At 69.4% G+C, this 14,181-nt stretch carries 10 protein-coding genes; 6 read left to right on the forward strand and 4 right to left on the reverse strand.

Features of this window, described 5'->3' with window-relative positions:
* Window positions 1-11 precede the first annotated feature (11 nt).
* Window positions 12-452: a hypothetical protein gene (locus ACFWDI_RS01910; protein WP_385300739.1), complete on the reverse strand. Its 441-nt coding sequence runs from the start codon at window positions 450-452 to the stop codon at window positions 12-14.
* A 128-nt stretch (window positions 453-580) separates the two neighbouring features.
* Window positions 581-2,353: an MFS transporter gene (locus ACFWDI_RS01915; protein WP_385300740.1), complete on the reverse strand. Its 1,773-nt coding sequence runs from the start codon at window positions 2,351-2,353 to the stop codon at window positions 581-583.
* A gap of 348 nt (window positions 2,354-2,701) precedes the next feature.
* Here ACFWDI_RS01915 and ACFWDI_RS01920 point away from each other — a divergent pair, with 348 nt between their 5' ends.
* From ACFWDI_RS01920 to mfd, 4 genes are all read left to right on the forward strand, one after another.
* Window positions 2,702-3,520 carry an ABC transporter ATP-binding protein gene (locus ACFWDI_RS01920; RefSeq protein ID WP_385300741.1) on the forward strand — a complete coding sequence of 273 codons (819 nt, stop codon included), beginning with the start codon at window positions 2,702-2,704 and terminating at the stop codon, window positions 3,518-3,520.
* Window positions 3,517-6,096, forward strand: a complete 2,580-nt coding sequence (locus ACFWDI_RS01925) for an ABC transporter permease (protein ID WP_385300742.1) — start codon at window positions 3,517-3,519, stop codon at window positions 6,094-6,096. Before ACFWDI_RS01920 ends, ACFWDI_RS01925 begins: the two co-directional genes overlap by 4 nt.
* A gap of 396 nt (window positions 6,097-6,492) precedes the next feature.
* Entirely contained in the window at window positions 6,493-7,029 is a 537-nt protein-coding gene (locus ACFWDI_RS01930; protein ID WP_385300743.1) for a phospholipase, read from the forward strand.
* Window positions 7,030-7,284: 255 nt separating this feature from the next.
* Window positions 7,285-10,815, forward strand: coding sequence for a transcription-repair coupling factor (gene mfd / locus ACFWDI_RS01935; RefSeq protein WP_385300744.1), 3,531 nt, complete (start codon window positions 7,285-7,287; stop codon window positions 10,813-10,815).
* Window positions 10,816-10,828: 13 nt separating this feature from the next.
* Here the strand turns inward: mfd and ACFWDI_RS01940 are convergent, their stop codons facing one another.
* Window positions 10,829-11,428, reverse strand: coding sequence for a MepB family protein (locus ACFWDI_RS01940; RefSeq protein WP_385300745.1), 600 nt, complete (start codon window positions 11,426-11,428; stop codon window positions 10,829-10,831).
* Window positions 11,425-12,018 carry a TetR/AcrR family transcriptional regulator gene (locus tag ACFWDI_RS01945; RefSeq protein ID WP_385300746.1) on the reverse strand — a complete coding sequence of 198 codons (594 nt, stop codon included), beginning with the start codon at window positions 12,016-12,018 and terminating at the stop codon, window positions 11,425-11,427. The genes ACFWDI_RS01940 and ACFWDI_RS01945 overlap by 4 nt, the downstream gene beginning before the upstream one ends.
* Window positions 12,019-12,111: 93 nt before the next feature.
* Between ACFWDI_RS01945 and ACFWDI_RS01950 the strand changes: the two genes are divergently transcribed.
* Both ACFWDI_RS01950 and ACFWDI_RS01955 read left to right on the forward strand, forming a co-directional pair.
* Complete coding sequence (locus ACFWDI_RS01950) at window positions 12,112-12,978, forward strand: hypothetical protein (protein WP_385300747.1); 867 nt, start codon at window positions 12,112-12,114, stop codon at window positions 12,976-12,978.
* 376 nt (window positions 12,979-13,354) lie between these two features.
* Entirely contained in the window at window positions 13,355-14,113 is a 759-nt protein-coding gene (locus ACFWDI_RS01955) for an HNH endonuclease family protein (RefSeq protein ID WP_385300748.1), read from the forward strand.
* Window positions 14,114-14,181: the final 68 nt, after the last annotated feature.

The raw sequence follows: 14,181 nt of genomic DNA on the forward strand, positions 1-14,181 counted from the left end.
TGCCCTCGTCGTTACTTGATCTGGTCGTAGATGCGCGAGACGGACATCGTCTTGCCGTCCGCGCCCTGCATTCCCAGAACGATCTTTTTCTCCTGCTTCGCGTGGGTGGAGCGCGAATAGTCGAGGTGGTTGGAGATGTGCCCGCAGGCCTCCTTGAGGGTGGCCAGCTTGGTGCTCCAGGCGTCGTGCACTTCGAGGAGGCCCCCGCCCATGTCCAGGCCGCCGTTGAAGAGCTCGTTGGAGGCTTCGAAGGTGGCCACGCGGGCGTGATCGCCGTCGGTCGACAGCTGCTCACGCAGAGCGCGCGCCATGTCGCCGAGCTTGCCCAACTCGTCATCGTTGACGGTCAGATCACTCTTCCCGCCGCCGCCTCCGCCGCCCTCCGCGGGCAGCTGATTGAGCCGCGTCTGCGCCGAACCGGACTTCGCCTGCTCCCACTCGTCCCATGCCATTCGCTGCCCCCGCCATGATCATTGTGGTGTGCATGACTTCGCACCGCTCCACCGTAGTCGGGGGGCATGAGCAGATGGCAATCGGGCAAGCCCCGAGCGGGGAGACCTTCACGAAGATCGCACACCGCCTAATCCTCCGGCTTGTCGGCGATGACCGGGAAGCGGCGCGGGGCGACGAACACCAGGACCAGCAGGGCCACTCCGGCCGCAGCTGCCGCCCCCACGTACACGTAGTCCACCGCCGCGTCCACCGCTCGCCGAAGGTGGTCCAACGCCTCCGCCGTCAGCGAGGACGGATCGGCCAGTGCGTGCGCGACCGAGTCCAGGTCGCCCGTGCCGTCCAGGCGGGCGGCGAGGACCGTGTTGGCGACGGCGCCGAAGAGCGCGGCGCCCATACTCTGGCCGACCTGGCGGCAGAAGAGGACGGAGGCCGTGGTGGTGCCGCGTTCCGACCAGCCCACTGTCGACTGGACGCCGACGATCAGCGGGAGCTGGAAGAGGCCGAGCGCCGCGCCGAGCAGCAGCATGATCAGGGCCGGCTGCCAGGGTTCGCCCGGGTAGGGGAGGAGGGGGAAGGCGGCAAGGATCAAGCCGGCGAGGGAGATGCCGATGATCGCGGTCTGCCGGAAGCCGATGCGGTTGTAGACGTGGTTGGACAGGGCGGCGCTGACCGGCCAGCTCAGGGTCATCACGGAGAGCACGAAGCCCGCGGCGATCGGGCCGAGGCCGAGGACGGACTGCGCGTAGGTGGGGAGGAAGACCGTGGGGGCGACCATGAGGAGCCCCAGCGCTCCCAGGGCGAGGTTCACCGCGGCGATGGTGCGCCGCCGCCAGACCCAGCCCGGGATGATCGGCTCAGCGGCCCGGCGTTCGATGACGACGGTGACGGCGACGAAGACCGCGCTTGCGCCGATCAGGGCGAGCGAGGGTACGGAGAGCCAGGGCCAGGCGATGCCGCCCTGGACGAGTGCGGTGAGCATGAGGGTTCCGGCGGCGAAGATGGCCAGGGCGCCGGGCCAGTCGATCCGGGGGCGGGCGGCCGGTCGCGTACGGGACGGTTCGCGCAGATGGCGGGCGACCAGCCACAGGGCGACCGCGCCGACGGGCAGGTTGATCAGGAAGATCCAGCGCCAGTGCGCGTACGAGGCCAGCAGGCCGCCGATCGCGGGCCCGGCCACCGCCGCACTCGCCCACACCGTCGACAACTTCGCCTGGATCTTGGGGCGTTCCTTGAGCGGGTAGAGGTCGGCGGCGATGGTCTGCACCGTGCCCTGGAGGGCTCCGCCACCCAGTCCCTGCACAACCCGGAAGGCGATCAGCGCGGCCATGCTCCACGCCGCGGCGCACAGTATTGAGCCGAGGAGGAAGAGGATGATGCCGGCGATCAGGACGGGCTTGCGGCCGAAGGTGTCGGAGAGCTTCCCGTACGCCGGCAGGGTCACCGTCACGGCGAGCAGATAGCCCGAGAAGAGCCAGGAGAAGACCGAGAAGCCGCCGAGGTCGCCCACGATTTGGGGGACGACGGTGGAGACGATGGTCCCGTCCAGCGCGGCGAGCGCCATCCCGAGCATGAGCGCGGCAACGACGGGCCCACGGCGCGGGGCGTCGGAGCCGGAGCCGGGGGCCTCGGGCGCAGGTCTCGTGCGGGCCGCGGGCCGGGTGTCGGTTCCCGCCCCGGTGGCGGCACCAGGGGCCGCCGTGGCCCCGGCTGTGGGGGCGTCGCCGGCCGCAGGCCTGGCCTCGGCGGCGGGGCCGCGGCTCCCCGGGGCGGCATCTGCCCCGCGCCGGACGCCGTCGGCGGGCGTCGTGCTCCCCGCTCGGGCGCGGCCCCCGCGCCCCGCTTCGGCCGCAGGCCTCGTCCCTATGCCCTCCGGATCGTCCGTGCTTCCCTCCGCGCTCACCCCAGGATCCTTTCCCCCTGCACGTATTTCCCGGGACACCTTCTCACTTGAGCCTTACGCAGGGGGAGGGTGCAGGCTGACCGGGTGCGGGTCCGCCCGGAGGCGGAGGGCCCCTAGGGGCTCCTCCTTATTGATGGCCAGGGGACGTTCGTCCCGGGGGACGACGAGGAGGAGCGGTTCGATTCCTTAGCTTGGTCCTACGGCCGCAGCTGAGGCCCGCACCACCGGGGGGTGGGGAAAACCCCCGGTTCAAGACTGCGCTGCGCACCAGCGCGCCGGACCGCTTCCGCCGACAGACTCGAACCGTACGCGGCGACGCCAACTGATTACCGACTTAGGAGACATACCGTGACAACGGCTGTGACCATTCCCCCGCACGGGGACACCGGAGGGCGTACGGCCGTTGCCGCGCGAGGTCGTCAGGTCGTCAAGGCGTACGGCTCGGGGGAGACGCGCGTCGTCGCGCTCGACCGGGTCGACGTCGACATAGCCCGCGGACGGTTCACCGCGATCATGGGCCCGTCGGGCTCCGGCAAGTCGACGCTGATGCACTGCCTGGCCGGCCTCGACACGGTCACCTCGGGAGAGATCTACCTCGACGAGACCGAGATCACCAAGCTCAAGGACAAGAAGCTCACGCAGCTGCGCCGGGACCGGATCGGCTTCATCTTCCAGGCATTCAATCTGCTGCCGACGCTCAACGCCCTGGAGAACATCACGCTCCCCATGGACATTGCCGGCCGCAAGCCGGACGCCGGGTGGCTGAACCGCGTCGTGGAGACGGTGGGCCTGTCCGACCGCCTCAAGCACCGGCCCACCCAGCTCTCCGGCGGCCAGCAGCAGCGCGTCGCGGTGGCCAGGGCGCTCGCCGCCCGCCCCGAGATCATCTTCGGTGACGAGCCGACCGGAAACCTCGACTCCCGCGCGGGCGCCGAGGTCCTGGGCTTCCTGCGCCGCTCGGTGAACGAGCTGGGCCAGACCATCGTGATGGTCACGCACGACCCGGTGGCCGCCTCGTACGCGGACCGGGTCCTCTACCTCGCCGACGGCCGGATCGTCGACGAGATGTTCCGGCCGACCGCGGACGCCGTGCTGGATCGTATGCGCCTCTTTTCTGGGAAACACCCCCAGACCTCCGACTTCGACGGCGGGGACCGGACGTCGTGACCGTATGGAAGACCTCGATGCGCAACTTCTTCGCGCACAAGGGGCGGATGGCGCTCTCGGCGGTGGCGGTGCTGCTGTCGGTGGCCTTTGTTTCGGGGACGCTCGTCTTCACCGACACGATGAACGCGACGTTCGACAAGCTCTTCGCCGCGACCGCATCCGATGTCACGGTCAGCCCCAAGGGCTCCGGCGGCAACGACAATCCGCAGACCGGCAAGCCCGAGTCGCTGCCCGCCTCGCTCGTCGACAAGGTGGCGAAGGCCGAAGGCGCCAAGTCCGCCGAGGGCTCGGTCTCGAGCACGAGCGTGACCGTCGTCAACTCCGAGAACAAGGACATGGGTCCCAGCAACGGCGCCCCGACGATCGCCGGCAACTGGACCGACAACGACCTCAAGGCCATGGAGATCACCTCCGGGCACGCTCCGCGCGGCCCCACCGAGGTGATGGTCGACGCCGACACCGCCGACAAGCACCACCTGAAGCTCGGTGACGAACTGCGCACCATCGCCGTCACCGGCGACTTCACCACCAAGATCACCGGCATCGCCGCCTTCAAGGTCACCAACCCGGGCGCGGCCATCGTCTCCTTCGACACCGCCACCGCGCAGCGTGAACTGCTCGGCAGGGAAGGCCTGTTCACCGGGATCTCGGTCACCGCCGCGGCGGGCGTCAGCGACGAACAGCTCAAGCAGAACGTCGCGAAGACCCTGGCCCCGGACGGCACGTACAAGCTGCGGACGGCGAAGGAAGCCGCCGACTCGAGCCGCGAGGACGTCGGCTCCTTCCTCGACGTGATGAAGTACGCGATGCTCGGCTTCGCCGGGATCGCCCTCCTCGTCGGCATCTTCCTGATCGTCAACACCTTCTCGATGCTGGTCGCCCAGCGGACCCGCGAAATCGGCCTGATGCGGGCCATCGGCTCCAGCCGTAAGCAGATCAACCGTTCCGTACTGCTCGAGGCGCTGCTGCTCGGCATCGTCGGATCCATCGCGGGCGTCGCCGCCGGCGTGGGCCTGGCGGTCGGGCTGATGAAGCTGATGGGTTCCATGGGCATGGAGCTGTCCACCCGGGACCTGACCGTGAAGTGGACGACCCCGGTCGTCGGACTCGTGCTCGGCATTGTCGTCACGGTCGTCGCCGCGTACGTCCCGGCGCGCCGGGCCGGCAAGGTCTCCCCGATGGCCGCCCTGCGCGAGTCCGGTACGCCGGCCGACGGCAAGGCGGGTTGGATCCGGGCCGCGATCGGCCTGGTCCTCACGGGCGGTGGCGCGGCAGCGCTGCTGGTCGCCACCCAGGCCGACAAGGCGAGCGAGGGCTCGATGTTCCTCGGCCTGGGCGTGGTCCTCTCGCTCATCGGCTTCGTCGTCATCGGCCCGCTGCTCGCCGGTGTCGTGGTGCGGGCGCTCAGCGCGGTTGTGCTGCGGATGTTCGGCCCGGTCGGGCGGCTCGCGGAGCGCAATGCGCTGCGCAACCCGCGCCGTACGGGAGCCACCGGCGCCGCCCTGATGATCGGCCTCGCCCTGGTGGCGTGTCTGTCGGTGGTGGGTTCCTCGATGGTCGCCTCGGCGACGCAGGAGCTCGACAAGTCGGTCGGCGCGGACTTCATCGTCCGGGCCGGCAAAGACAACCAGACGATCGTGCCGAAGGCGCAGCGGGCCCTGGAGAAGTCCCGGTACATCTCCCATGTCACGGAGTACAAGGAGGTCACGGTCAAGCTGACCGCCCCGGACGGCAGGACGGAGGACGAGGGCCTGATCGCCGCCGACCCGACGTACGCACAGGATCTGCGCCGCGAGATGGTCGCGGGCGAGCTCTCGGCGGCGTACGGCAAGGACGCGATGTCGGTGGGCGACCGCTACGCCAAGGACCACGGCATCAAGGTCGGCGACAAGATCAAGGTCGCCTTCAAGAACGGCCGGACCGCCGAGCTGAAGGTCGCGGCGATCACCTCCGACGACACGAACGTCGACAAGGGCGCGATGTACACCAACATCACGACCGCCGCGCAGTACGTCCCCGCCGACAGGATGCCGAAGAACGTGATCATGTTCGCGTCGGCGCAGGACGGCAAGGAGAAGGAGGCGTACGCGGCGCTCAAGGCGTCGCTCGCCAAGTATCCGCAGTACAAGGTGCAGAACCAGACCGACTTCAAACAGGAACTGAAGGACCAGGTCGGCCAGCTGCTGAACATCGTCTACGGCCTGCTGGCGCTCGCGATCATCGTCGCGGTGCTGGGTGTGGTGAACACGCTGGCCCTGTCGGTGGTCGAGCGGACCCGGGAGATCGGCCTGATGCGAGCCATCGGCCTCTCGCGCCGCCAGCTGCGCCGGATGATCCGCCTGGAATCGGTGGTCATCGCCCTCTTCGGCGCCCTGCTGGGCCTCGGCCTCGGCATGGGCTGGGGCACGGCGGCTCAGAAGCTGCTGGCGCTCGAGGGCCTGGGAGTGCTGGATGTCCCGTGGTCGACGATCACCACGGTGTTTGTCGGCTCGGCGTTCGTGGGTCTGTTCGCCGCACTGGTCCCGGCTTTCCGGGCCGGCCGGATGAACGTCCTGAACGCCATCGCTTCCGAATAGCGGCCGGCGGAGGGGCAGGGGCAGCGGCCCCGGCACGGGGGCGGGCCCCGGTGGACACCTCGGTGTTCACCGGGGCCCGATGCCGTCAACGCCCCCTGGTCTCCAAGGAGTTCACTCAAGTGGGTGGCGCGGATCACACTCCGGTGTCCGTAATTACTGATCTTTCATTGCTTCCGGTATTTGTGACGCCTGCAAACACGGGCATTGTGGGAAATTCAGGCACGTGGGGGCGTGCGGAGGCTCGGCCTCCGTCGTCTCATTTGAGGTTGCCTTGAGGGTGTGATCATCGGGCCCGAAAAGGCCCCTCCCCGAGTGCTCGTCGTAGCGCTAGTGTTTTCTCGACGCCGACGGAAAGGAATTCCCGCCGGCGCGAGGAAATCGGGGAAAGGGAAAAAATTGAACAAGCTGGGAATCTCGTTAGGGGGCGTCGTTCTGACCGGCGTCGTCGCCCTTGCGTCGGCCCCGCAGGCGCTCGCTGCGACCACAGTGAGCTCCTCGGCCTCCGGCACCGCGGCCACGGCACGTGTTCAGCAGGTCGCCGCCGTCACCACGGCACAGAAGCTCGCGCGCCTCCGTGTCCTGACCGGCAAGGACGCGAAGGACGAATGGTTCAACGCCCGCGTGAACAGGGCGCACGACAGGTACAGGTTCGTATGGCGGACCGACGGCTGCTCCGGTGTCACGAACGACCCGCTCGGCTTCCATTTCTGGGAGTCCTGTGCGCGGCACGACTTCGGCTATCGCAACTACAAGAAGATGCATGCGTTCAGCAGCGCGAATCGACTGCGTGTCGATAATTCATTCCTTGCTGACATGAAGTGGCAATGCGATAAGCAATGGGGTCCCTACACCACTGCGCAGCGAAATGCCTGCAAAAGGGTCGCCAATAAGTACTACCAGGCAGTGAGGGTCCACGGACACCTCGGCGGCTGATCACTCCGGCCCCGGTGCGCCTCTGCGGTGCGCCGGGGCCGGGCTGTTCCATGCCCCCGCCCCGCGGCTGCCGTGCGTGGACAGATCTCACTGCCTGTACGCGCCGGGCGCTCCATCCGGTTGACAGTACGGCGGGCATCGGGCCGCGACGGTTCCGGACGCGGCTGTCAGTCGGCAGTCGTACGCTGGAAGCACCCCGGCCCGTTCGACGTGTCGGGCGGTTCGCGTTGCCCACTCCCCGGATGGAAGCCCTTCATGAGCCTGCACGGTCTGCTCGATGCCGTCGTACGTGACCCGGCGCTCGCCGAAGCGGTGAAGGCTGCCGCGGACGGTCACCGTATGCACGTGGACCTGGTCGGCCCGCCTGCCGCGCGCCCCTTCGCGGTGGCCGCGCTCGCCCGGGAGGCCGGGCGGCCGGTGCTGGCCGTCACCGCGACCGGGCGGGAGGCCGAGGACCTGGCGGCCGCGCTGCGCTCGCTGCTGCCCGAGGAGGGCATCGCCGAATACCCCTCCTGGGAGACCTTGCCGCACGAGCGGCTCTCGCCCCGTTCCGACACCGTGGGCCGCAGGCTCGCGGTGTTGCGCAGGCTGGCCCACCCGACGCAGGACGACCCGGCCACCGGACCGGTGTCGGTCGTGGTCGCGCCCATCCGCTCCGTACTGCAGCCGCAGGTCAAGGGGCTCGGTGACCTGGAGCCGGTGGCCCTGCGCACCGGGCAGTCCGCCGACCTCGGCGAGGTCACGGAGGCGCTGGCCGCCGCCGCGTACTCCCGGGTCGAACTGGTCGAGAAGCGCGGCGAGTTCGCGGTCCGCGGCGGCATCCTGGACGTCTTCCCGCCGACCGAGGAACACCCCCTGCGGGTGGAGTTCTGGGGCGACGACGTCGAGGAGATCCGGTACTTCAAGATCGCGGACCAGCGTTCGCTCGAGGTCGCGGAGCACGGGCTGTGGGCGCCGCCCTGCCGCGAGCTGCTGCTCACCGACGACGTACGGGAAAGGGCCGCGGCCCTCGCCGAACAGCACCCGGAGCTGGGTGAGCTGCTCGGCAAGATCGCCGAGGGCATCGCGGTCGAGGGCATGGAGTCCCTCGCGCCGGTCCTCGTCGACGAGATGGAGCTGCTGCTCGATGTCCTGCCCAAGGGCTCGATGGCCGTGGTCTGCGACCCGGAGCGGGTCCGGACGCGGGCCGCGGACCTGGTGGCGACCAGCCAGGAGTTCCTGCAGGCCTCCTGGGCGGCGACGGCCGGCGGTGGCGAGGCCCCGATCGATGTCGGCGCGGCCTCGCTGTGGGGGCTCGCGGATGTACGGGACCGGGCTCGCGAGCTCGGGATGATGTGGTGGTCGGTCTCGCCGTTCGCGGCCGACGAAGAGCTGTCGGACGAGACCCTCAAGCTGGGGATGCACGCCCCGGAGACGTACCGCGGCGACACCGCGCGGGCGCTCGCCGACACCAAGGGCTGGCTGGCGGACGGCTGGCGCGCGGCGTACGTGACGGAGGCGCACGGCCCCGCCTCCCGTACCGTCGAGGTGCTGAGCGGCGAAGGCATCGCGGCCCGCCTCGACGCCGACCTCCGAGAGATCACCCCGTCCGTCGTCCATGTGTCGTGCGGCTCGATCGACTACGGCTTCATCGACCCGGGCCTCAAGCTCGCCGTGCTGACGGAGACCGACCTGTCGGGCCAGAAGGCGGCCGGCAGGGACGGCCAGCGGATGCCCACCCGCCGTCGCAAGACGATCGACCCGCTCACTCTGGAGGCGGGCGACTACATCGTTCACGAGCAGCACGGCGTGGGCCGCTACATCGAGATGGTGCAGCGGACCGTGCAGAACGCGACCCGCGAGTATCTGCTCGTCGAGTACGCCCCGGCCAAGCGCGGCCAGCCCGGCGACCGGCTCTACATTCCCACCGACCAGCTGGAGCAGGTCACCAAGTACGTCGGCGGCGAGGCCCCGACCCTGCACCGGCTCGGCGGCGCGGACTGGACGAAGACCAAGGCGCGCGCGAAGAAGGCGGTCAAGGAGATCGCCGCCGACCTGATCAAGCTCTACTCGGCGCGGATGGCGGCGCCCGGCCACGCCTTCGGTCCGGACACCCCGTGGCAGCGGGAGCTGGAGGACGCCTTCGCGTATGTGGAGACGCCCGACCAGCTCTCCACGATCGCCGAGGTCAAGGAGGACATGGAGAAGACGGTCCCGATGGACCGGCTGATCTGCGGCGACGTCGGTTACGGAAAGACGGAGATCGCGGTACGGGCGGCCTTCAAGGCGGTGCAGGACGGCAAGCAGGTCGCGGTCCTGGTGCCGACGACACTGCTGGTGCAGCAGCACTTCGGCACGTTCTCCGAGCGCTACTCCCAATTCCCGGTGAATGTACGGCCGTTGAGCCGTTTCCAGTCGGACGCGGAGGCGAAGGCGGCGCTGGAGGGCCTGCGGGACGGCACGGTCGACATCGTCATCGGCACGCACCGGCTGTTCTCGGCCGAGACCAAGTTCAAGGACCTGGGACTGGTCATCGTCGACGAGGAGCAGCGCTTCGGCGTCGAGCACAAGGAGCAGCTGAAGAAGCTGCGCGCCAACGTCGACGTACTGACGATGTCCGCGACACCGATCCCCCGTACGTTGGAGATGGCGGTCACCGGCATCCGCGAGATGTCGACGATCACCACCCCGCCGGAGGAGCGCCACCCTGTGCTCACCTTCGTGGGGCCTTATGAGGAGAAGCAGCTCGGCGCGGCGATCCGCCGTGAACTGCTGCGTGAGGGCCAGGTCTTCTACATCCACAACCGCGTGGAGTCGATCGACCGGGCGGCGGCCCGGCTGCGTGACATCGTGCCCGAGGCCCGTATCGCGACCGCCCACGGCCAGATGCCCGAGTCGGCGCTCGAGCAGGTGGTGGTGGACTTCTGGGAGAAGAAGTTCGACGTGCTTGTCTCCACGACGATCGTCGAGTCCGGTATCGACATCTCCAACGCGAACACTCTGATCGTCGAGCGCGGCGACAACTTCGGTCTCTCGCAGCTGCATCAGCTGCGCGGCCGCGTGGGCCGGGGCCGCGAGCGCGGTTACGCCTACTTCCTCTACCCGCCGGAGAAGCCGCTCACCGAGACCGCCCACGAACGCCTTGCGACGATCGCCCAGCACACCGAGATGGGCGCGGGAATGTATGTCGCGATGAAGGACCTGGAGATCCGCGGCGCGGGCAATCTGCTGGGCGGCGAGCAGTCCGGCCATATCGCGGGCGTCGGCTTCGACCTGTACATCCGCATGGTGGGCGAGGCGGTGGCGGACTACCGCGCCGCGGTCGACGGTGGCGTGGAGGAGGAGCCCCCGCTCGAGGTCAAGATCGAGCTCCCGGTCGACGCGCATGTCCCGCACGACTACGCACCGGGCGAGCGGCTGCGCCTGCAGGCGTACCGCGCGATCGCCTCGGCGAACACCGAGGAGGACATCAAGGCGGTCCGGGACGAACTCACCGACCGCTACGGCAAGCTCCCGGAACCGGTCGAGAACCTGCTCCTGGTGGCGGGCCTGCGGATGCTGGCCCGGGCGTGCGGGGTCGGCGAGATCGTGCTCCAGGGCTCGAACATCCGCTTCGCGCCGGTGGAGTTGAGGGAGTCGCAGGAGCTGCGGCTGAAGCGTCTGTATCCGCGTACGGTGATCAAGCCGGCGGTCCACCAGATCCTGGTGCCCCGCCCGACGGCGGGCAAGATCGGCGGCAAGCCGGTGGTGGGGCGCGAACTGCTGGGGTGGACGGGCGAGTTCCTCACGACGATTCTGGGGTCGTGACGGTCCCCATGGGTCAATTCGACCCAGCGCCACCCTGGAGCGGGTGTCCTGGGCGGTAGAGCGCTTGGGCACGGGCAGAGTCGATCGGACCGTCCTCAGGTATATGCAGGAAATAGTTCAGCTGCCACGCCTGCGAACTGCGGGCTTGGCGATTGGTCGTCGTCACCCACGGCGGGTAGATGCGGAACGCCCGCTTCCCGCCGGAACCGTTCCTTGAGACGACGTCCTGTTCGCACAGCACGTCTCGCGGAAAGACGAACTGTCCGAAATGCTGACTGTCACGGGTGCTGATGGCGAAGAGGTCGACGGGGTCCCCGGCGTCGAAGGGCTGGATCGGCCCGCCCGCGGACCTCTTCCAAACGGTGACGAATTGGCCGACCTTCGTCGGGGTTGTTCTGGCTGCACGGAACCTGACGGAGGCGCCGTCCAGAGTGAATTCGTGAGCTCCGTACGCGGCACTCTCCGCCTCGGGCACCGGTTGTGAGCATCTGAACCCGCTCGGGTCGTACACCAACGCCTTCGCCGAGAGAAGGTCACCGGGGATCGATCCCGTGCATGACCAAGGCTCGGGATCAGCGGCGCGGGACTCTGCATTCTCACGCGTCGTCGTCATTCCTGCATCGTGTCATCGCCGACCCTCGAACCCGCCGGCTGGGTCCTGAAGGTCACGCCGGTCAGGGCGCGGAAGACCTCCTCGGCGTCGCGGTCGCCCACCGGCCGGTCCAGGTTGTGGCTCAGCAGCAGCGTGGCGAAGCCGTGGGCGATCGACCAGGCCGCGATGCCCATCAGGCCGGCGTCCTCGGCGGGGGTGCGGTCCGCGACTCCCGCGCGGAGTTCCTCCGTGGCCCTGGCCTTCGCGGCCAGGAGTTCCGGGTCGTCGGGGCGGTAGAGGTCCGGCTGGAACATCACCTGGAAGTGCGCGGGGTGCCCGACCGCGAAACGGACGTAGTGCACGCCTCGTTCGCGCAGGTCGGGGGCGTCGGCCAGGGTGGCGGCCAGGAGGTCGTACCCCTCCGTCGCGATCGCCGTGAGCAGGCCGCTGCGGTCCTTGAAGTGGTGGGCGGGGGCCGCGTGGGAGACGCCCGCGCGGCGGGCCAGGTCGCGCAGGCTCAGGGCCGAGGGGCCGTCGGTGCGGATGACGTCGAGGGCGGCGGTGAGGACGGCCCGCCGCAGATCTCCGTGGTGGTACGTGCGCTCGCTCATGGGATCAGGCTACGCGGAATCTAGGCATTGACAAGTTTGGGACGGACGAGCAATCTAGTCGATGACAAGATAAGAAGGGATCGAGGAGGAGACATGTCCGAGGAACTGGGCCGGGTCCGCCAGATGTGGCATCTGCTGGAGCCCCTGCATGCTGTGCTCTACTACGCGCCGGAGGTGTTCGACGAGGTCGCCGCGCTGGGCTACGAGACCGGCGAGCGCTGGCCGAGCTACTTCGCGCTGCGGTCCGCGCCGCTCGGTTCGCCCGGGGCCCGGCAGGTGGCTTCCGCGTTCTACGGCTTCAGTCCGCGCATGGTCGCCGAGCATGTCCCCGCCGCGTGGGACGTCGCCGCGCCGGACAAGGTGCTCGCCGCCCGGTTGCGCGGGATCGACCGGGCGTACCGCACGATTTTCGGCGACAACGTGGACAGCCCCGAGTTCGCGGAGGCCGCGGCCCTCGCCCGCCGGGCCGCTGAGGGCGTGAACACCGAAGGGCGGCCCCTCGCCGCCGCCAACGCCGAGCTGCCCTGGCCGGACGCGCCGCATCTCGTGCTCTGGCAGGCCGCGACGATCCTGCGTGAGCACCGCGGGGACGGCCATATCGCCGCACTGCTGACGGCCGGTCTCGACCCCGTCGAGGCGCTGGTCTCCTTCGCGGGCATCGGTGCGGCCCCGGTGGAGACCTTCACGAGTCGCGGCTGGAGCGAGGAGGAGTGGAGCGCGGCGCGTGAACGGCTCGTGGCGCGCGGGCTGTTGGACGCGGACGGTGCGGCGACCGAGGCCGGGCGGGAGCTGCGGGCCGAGGTCGAGCGGCGTACGGACGAACTGGCCGCCGCGCCCTGGGCAGCTCTCGCGGACGAGGACCGCGACCGCCTTGTCGAGCTGCTCGGGCCGCTCTGGGTCGAGGTACTGGGCACGGGCCTGCTGCCCGGGGTGACCACGCTGGGCATCGGCAAGGTGTGAGGCCGCGGGCCGACGCGGGGCCGCTGCCGTGCGGGCCGCTGCCGTACGGGGTCCTGACGGCACGGGGTCCTGGCGGCGCGGGATCCGGCACGACACACCGCCCGCGGTGGCCGGCTCGGCTCCGCGGGCGGTGGGTGTGCGGATGTGTATCTCTGTGTGCGTATCGCTGTTGCTCTCCTCCGGACAGGTGGATTGCAGACTTGGTGCTTTCGACGCTACGCGCCCCCTCCGTCATCCGCGCGTCGAAGCGCGCCGCGGACCGTTCCATAGTGGTGGATAGCGAACATACCCTCCACAACGCTCCCGAACTGCCTTGCCTCGTGCAGGACTTGAGTAGGGTGCGAGCGTGAAAAGACTCGGGGTTCGAATATCGCGCGTGCTCGCAGGCGGACTGACGGCTGTCGTCGCAGGGACACTGCTCGCAGGCTGCGAGGGAGGCGGGCTCACCGGGGACGCCAAGCCCTCGGACTCCGCATCCGCGTCCTCCGCCGGAGGCTCGGGCGTCGGCACCAGCCCGCTCGCCAACCCCGAGGGGACGAAGCCGGGCCTCGCCCCTCTCACCTCCGAGCAGGACAGGGCGGCCGCCCGTCGGCTGATAGGGAAGGTGTCCACCAAAGGCCGGGGCCCGAAGACCGGTTACGCCCGGGACCGCTTCGGCTACGCCTGGATGGACTCGGCCGACGGTGTTCCGCTGGCACGGAACGGTTGTGACACCAGGAACGACCTGCTCGCTCGCGACGGCCGCGAGCTGCGCTACCGCTCAGGATCCGACTGCGTGGTCATCGCGATGACGCTGAACGACCCGTACACCGGCACCGTCATCGACTGGAAGAAACAGAAGGCCTCGGCGGTCCAGATCGACCATGTCATCCCGCTCTCCTATGGCTGGCAGATGGGCGCGGCACGCTGGGACAAGGCGAAGCGGCAACGGCTCGCCAACGACCCGTTGAACCTGCTGCCCGTGGAGGGCAGCGCCAACAGCTCGAAGAGCGACTCGGGCCCGGCGTCCTGGCTGCCCCCCAACAAGCGGATCCGCTGCTCGTACGCGGTACGGGTCGCGCAAGTGGCGGTCAAGTACGAGCTGCCGGTGACGGCGGCGGACAAGAAGGCGATGCTCACGCAGTGCGGCGGCTGAACCAGGACGTGCCGGGGGAACGAGAAGAGGCCGCCCCGGAGGCGGCCTCTTCGCCCGAGGGGCGGCGG

It is taken from the genome of Streptomyces sp. NPDC060064 (genome assembly GCF_042736455.1).
In the GTDB taxonomy this organism is placed as follows: Bacteria; Actinomycetota; Actinomycetes; order Streptomycetales; family Streptomycetaceae; genus Streptomyces.

What these genes read in the sequence shown, in the direction of transcription:
- ACFWDI_RS01910 (WP_385300739.1), bottom strand. Translation starts at nt 452, where the DNA reads ATGGCATGGGACGAGTGGGAGCAGGCGAAGTCCGGTTCGGCGCAGACG.
- ACFWDI_RS01940 (WP_385300745.1), bottom strand. Translation starts at nt 11,428, where the DNA reads ATGACGACGACGCGTGAGAATGCAGAGTCCCGCGCCGCTGATCCCGAG.
- ACFWDI_RS01945 (WP_385300746.1), bottom strand. Translation starts at nt 12,018, where the DNA reads ATGAGCGAGCGCACGTACCACCACGGAGATCTGCGGCGGGCCGTCCTC.
- ACFWDI_RS01950 (WP_385300747.1), top strand. Translation starts at nt 12,112, where the DNA reads ATGTCCGAGGAACTGGGCCGGGTCCGCCAGATGTGGCATCTGCTGGAG.
- mfd (WP_385300744.1), top strand. Translation starts at nt 7,285, where the DNA reads ATGAGCCTGCACGGTCTGCTCGATGCCGTCGTACGTGACCCGGCGCTC.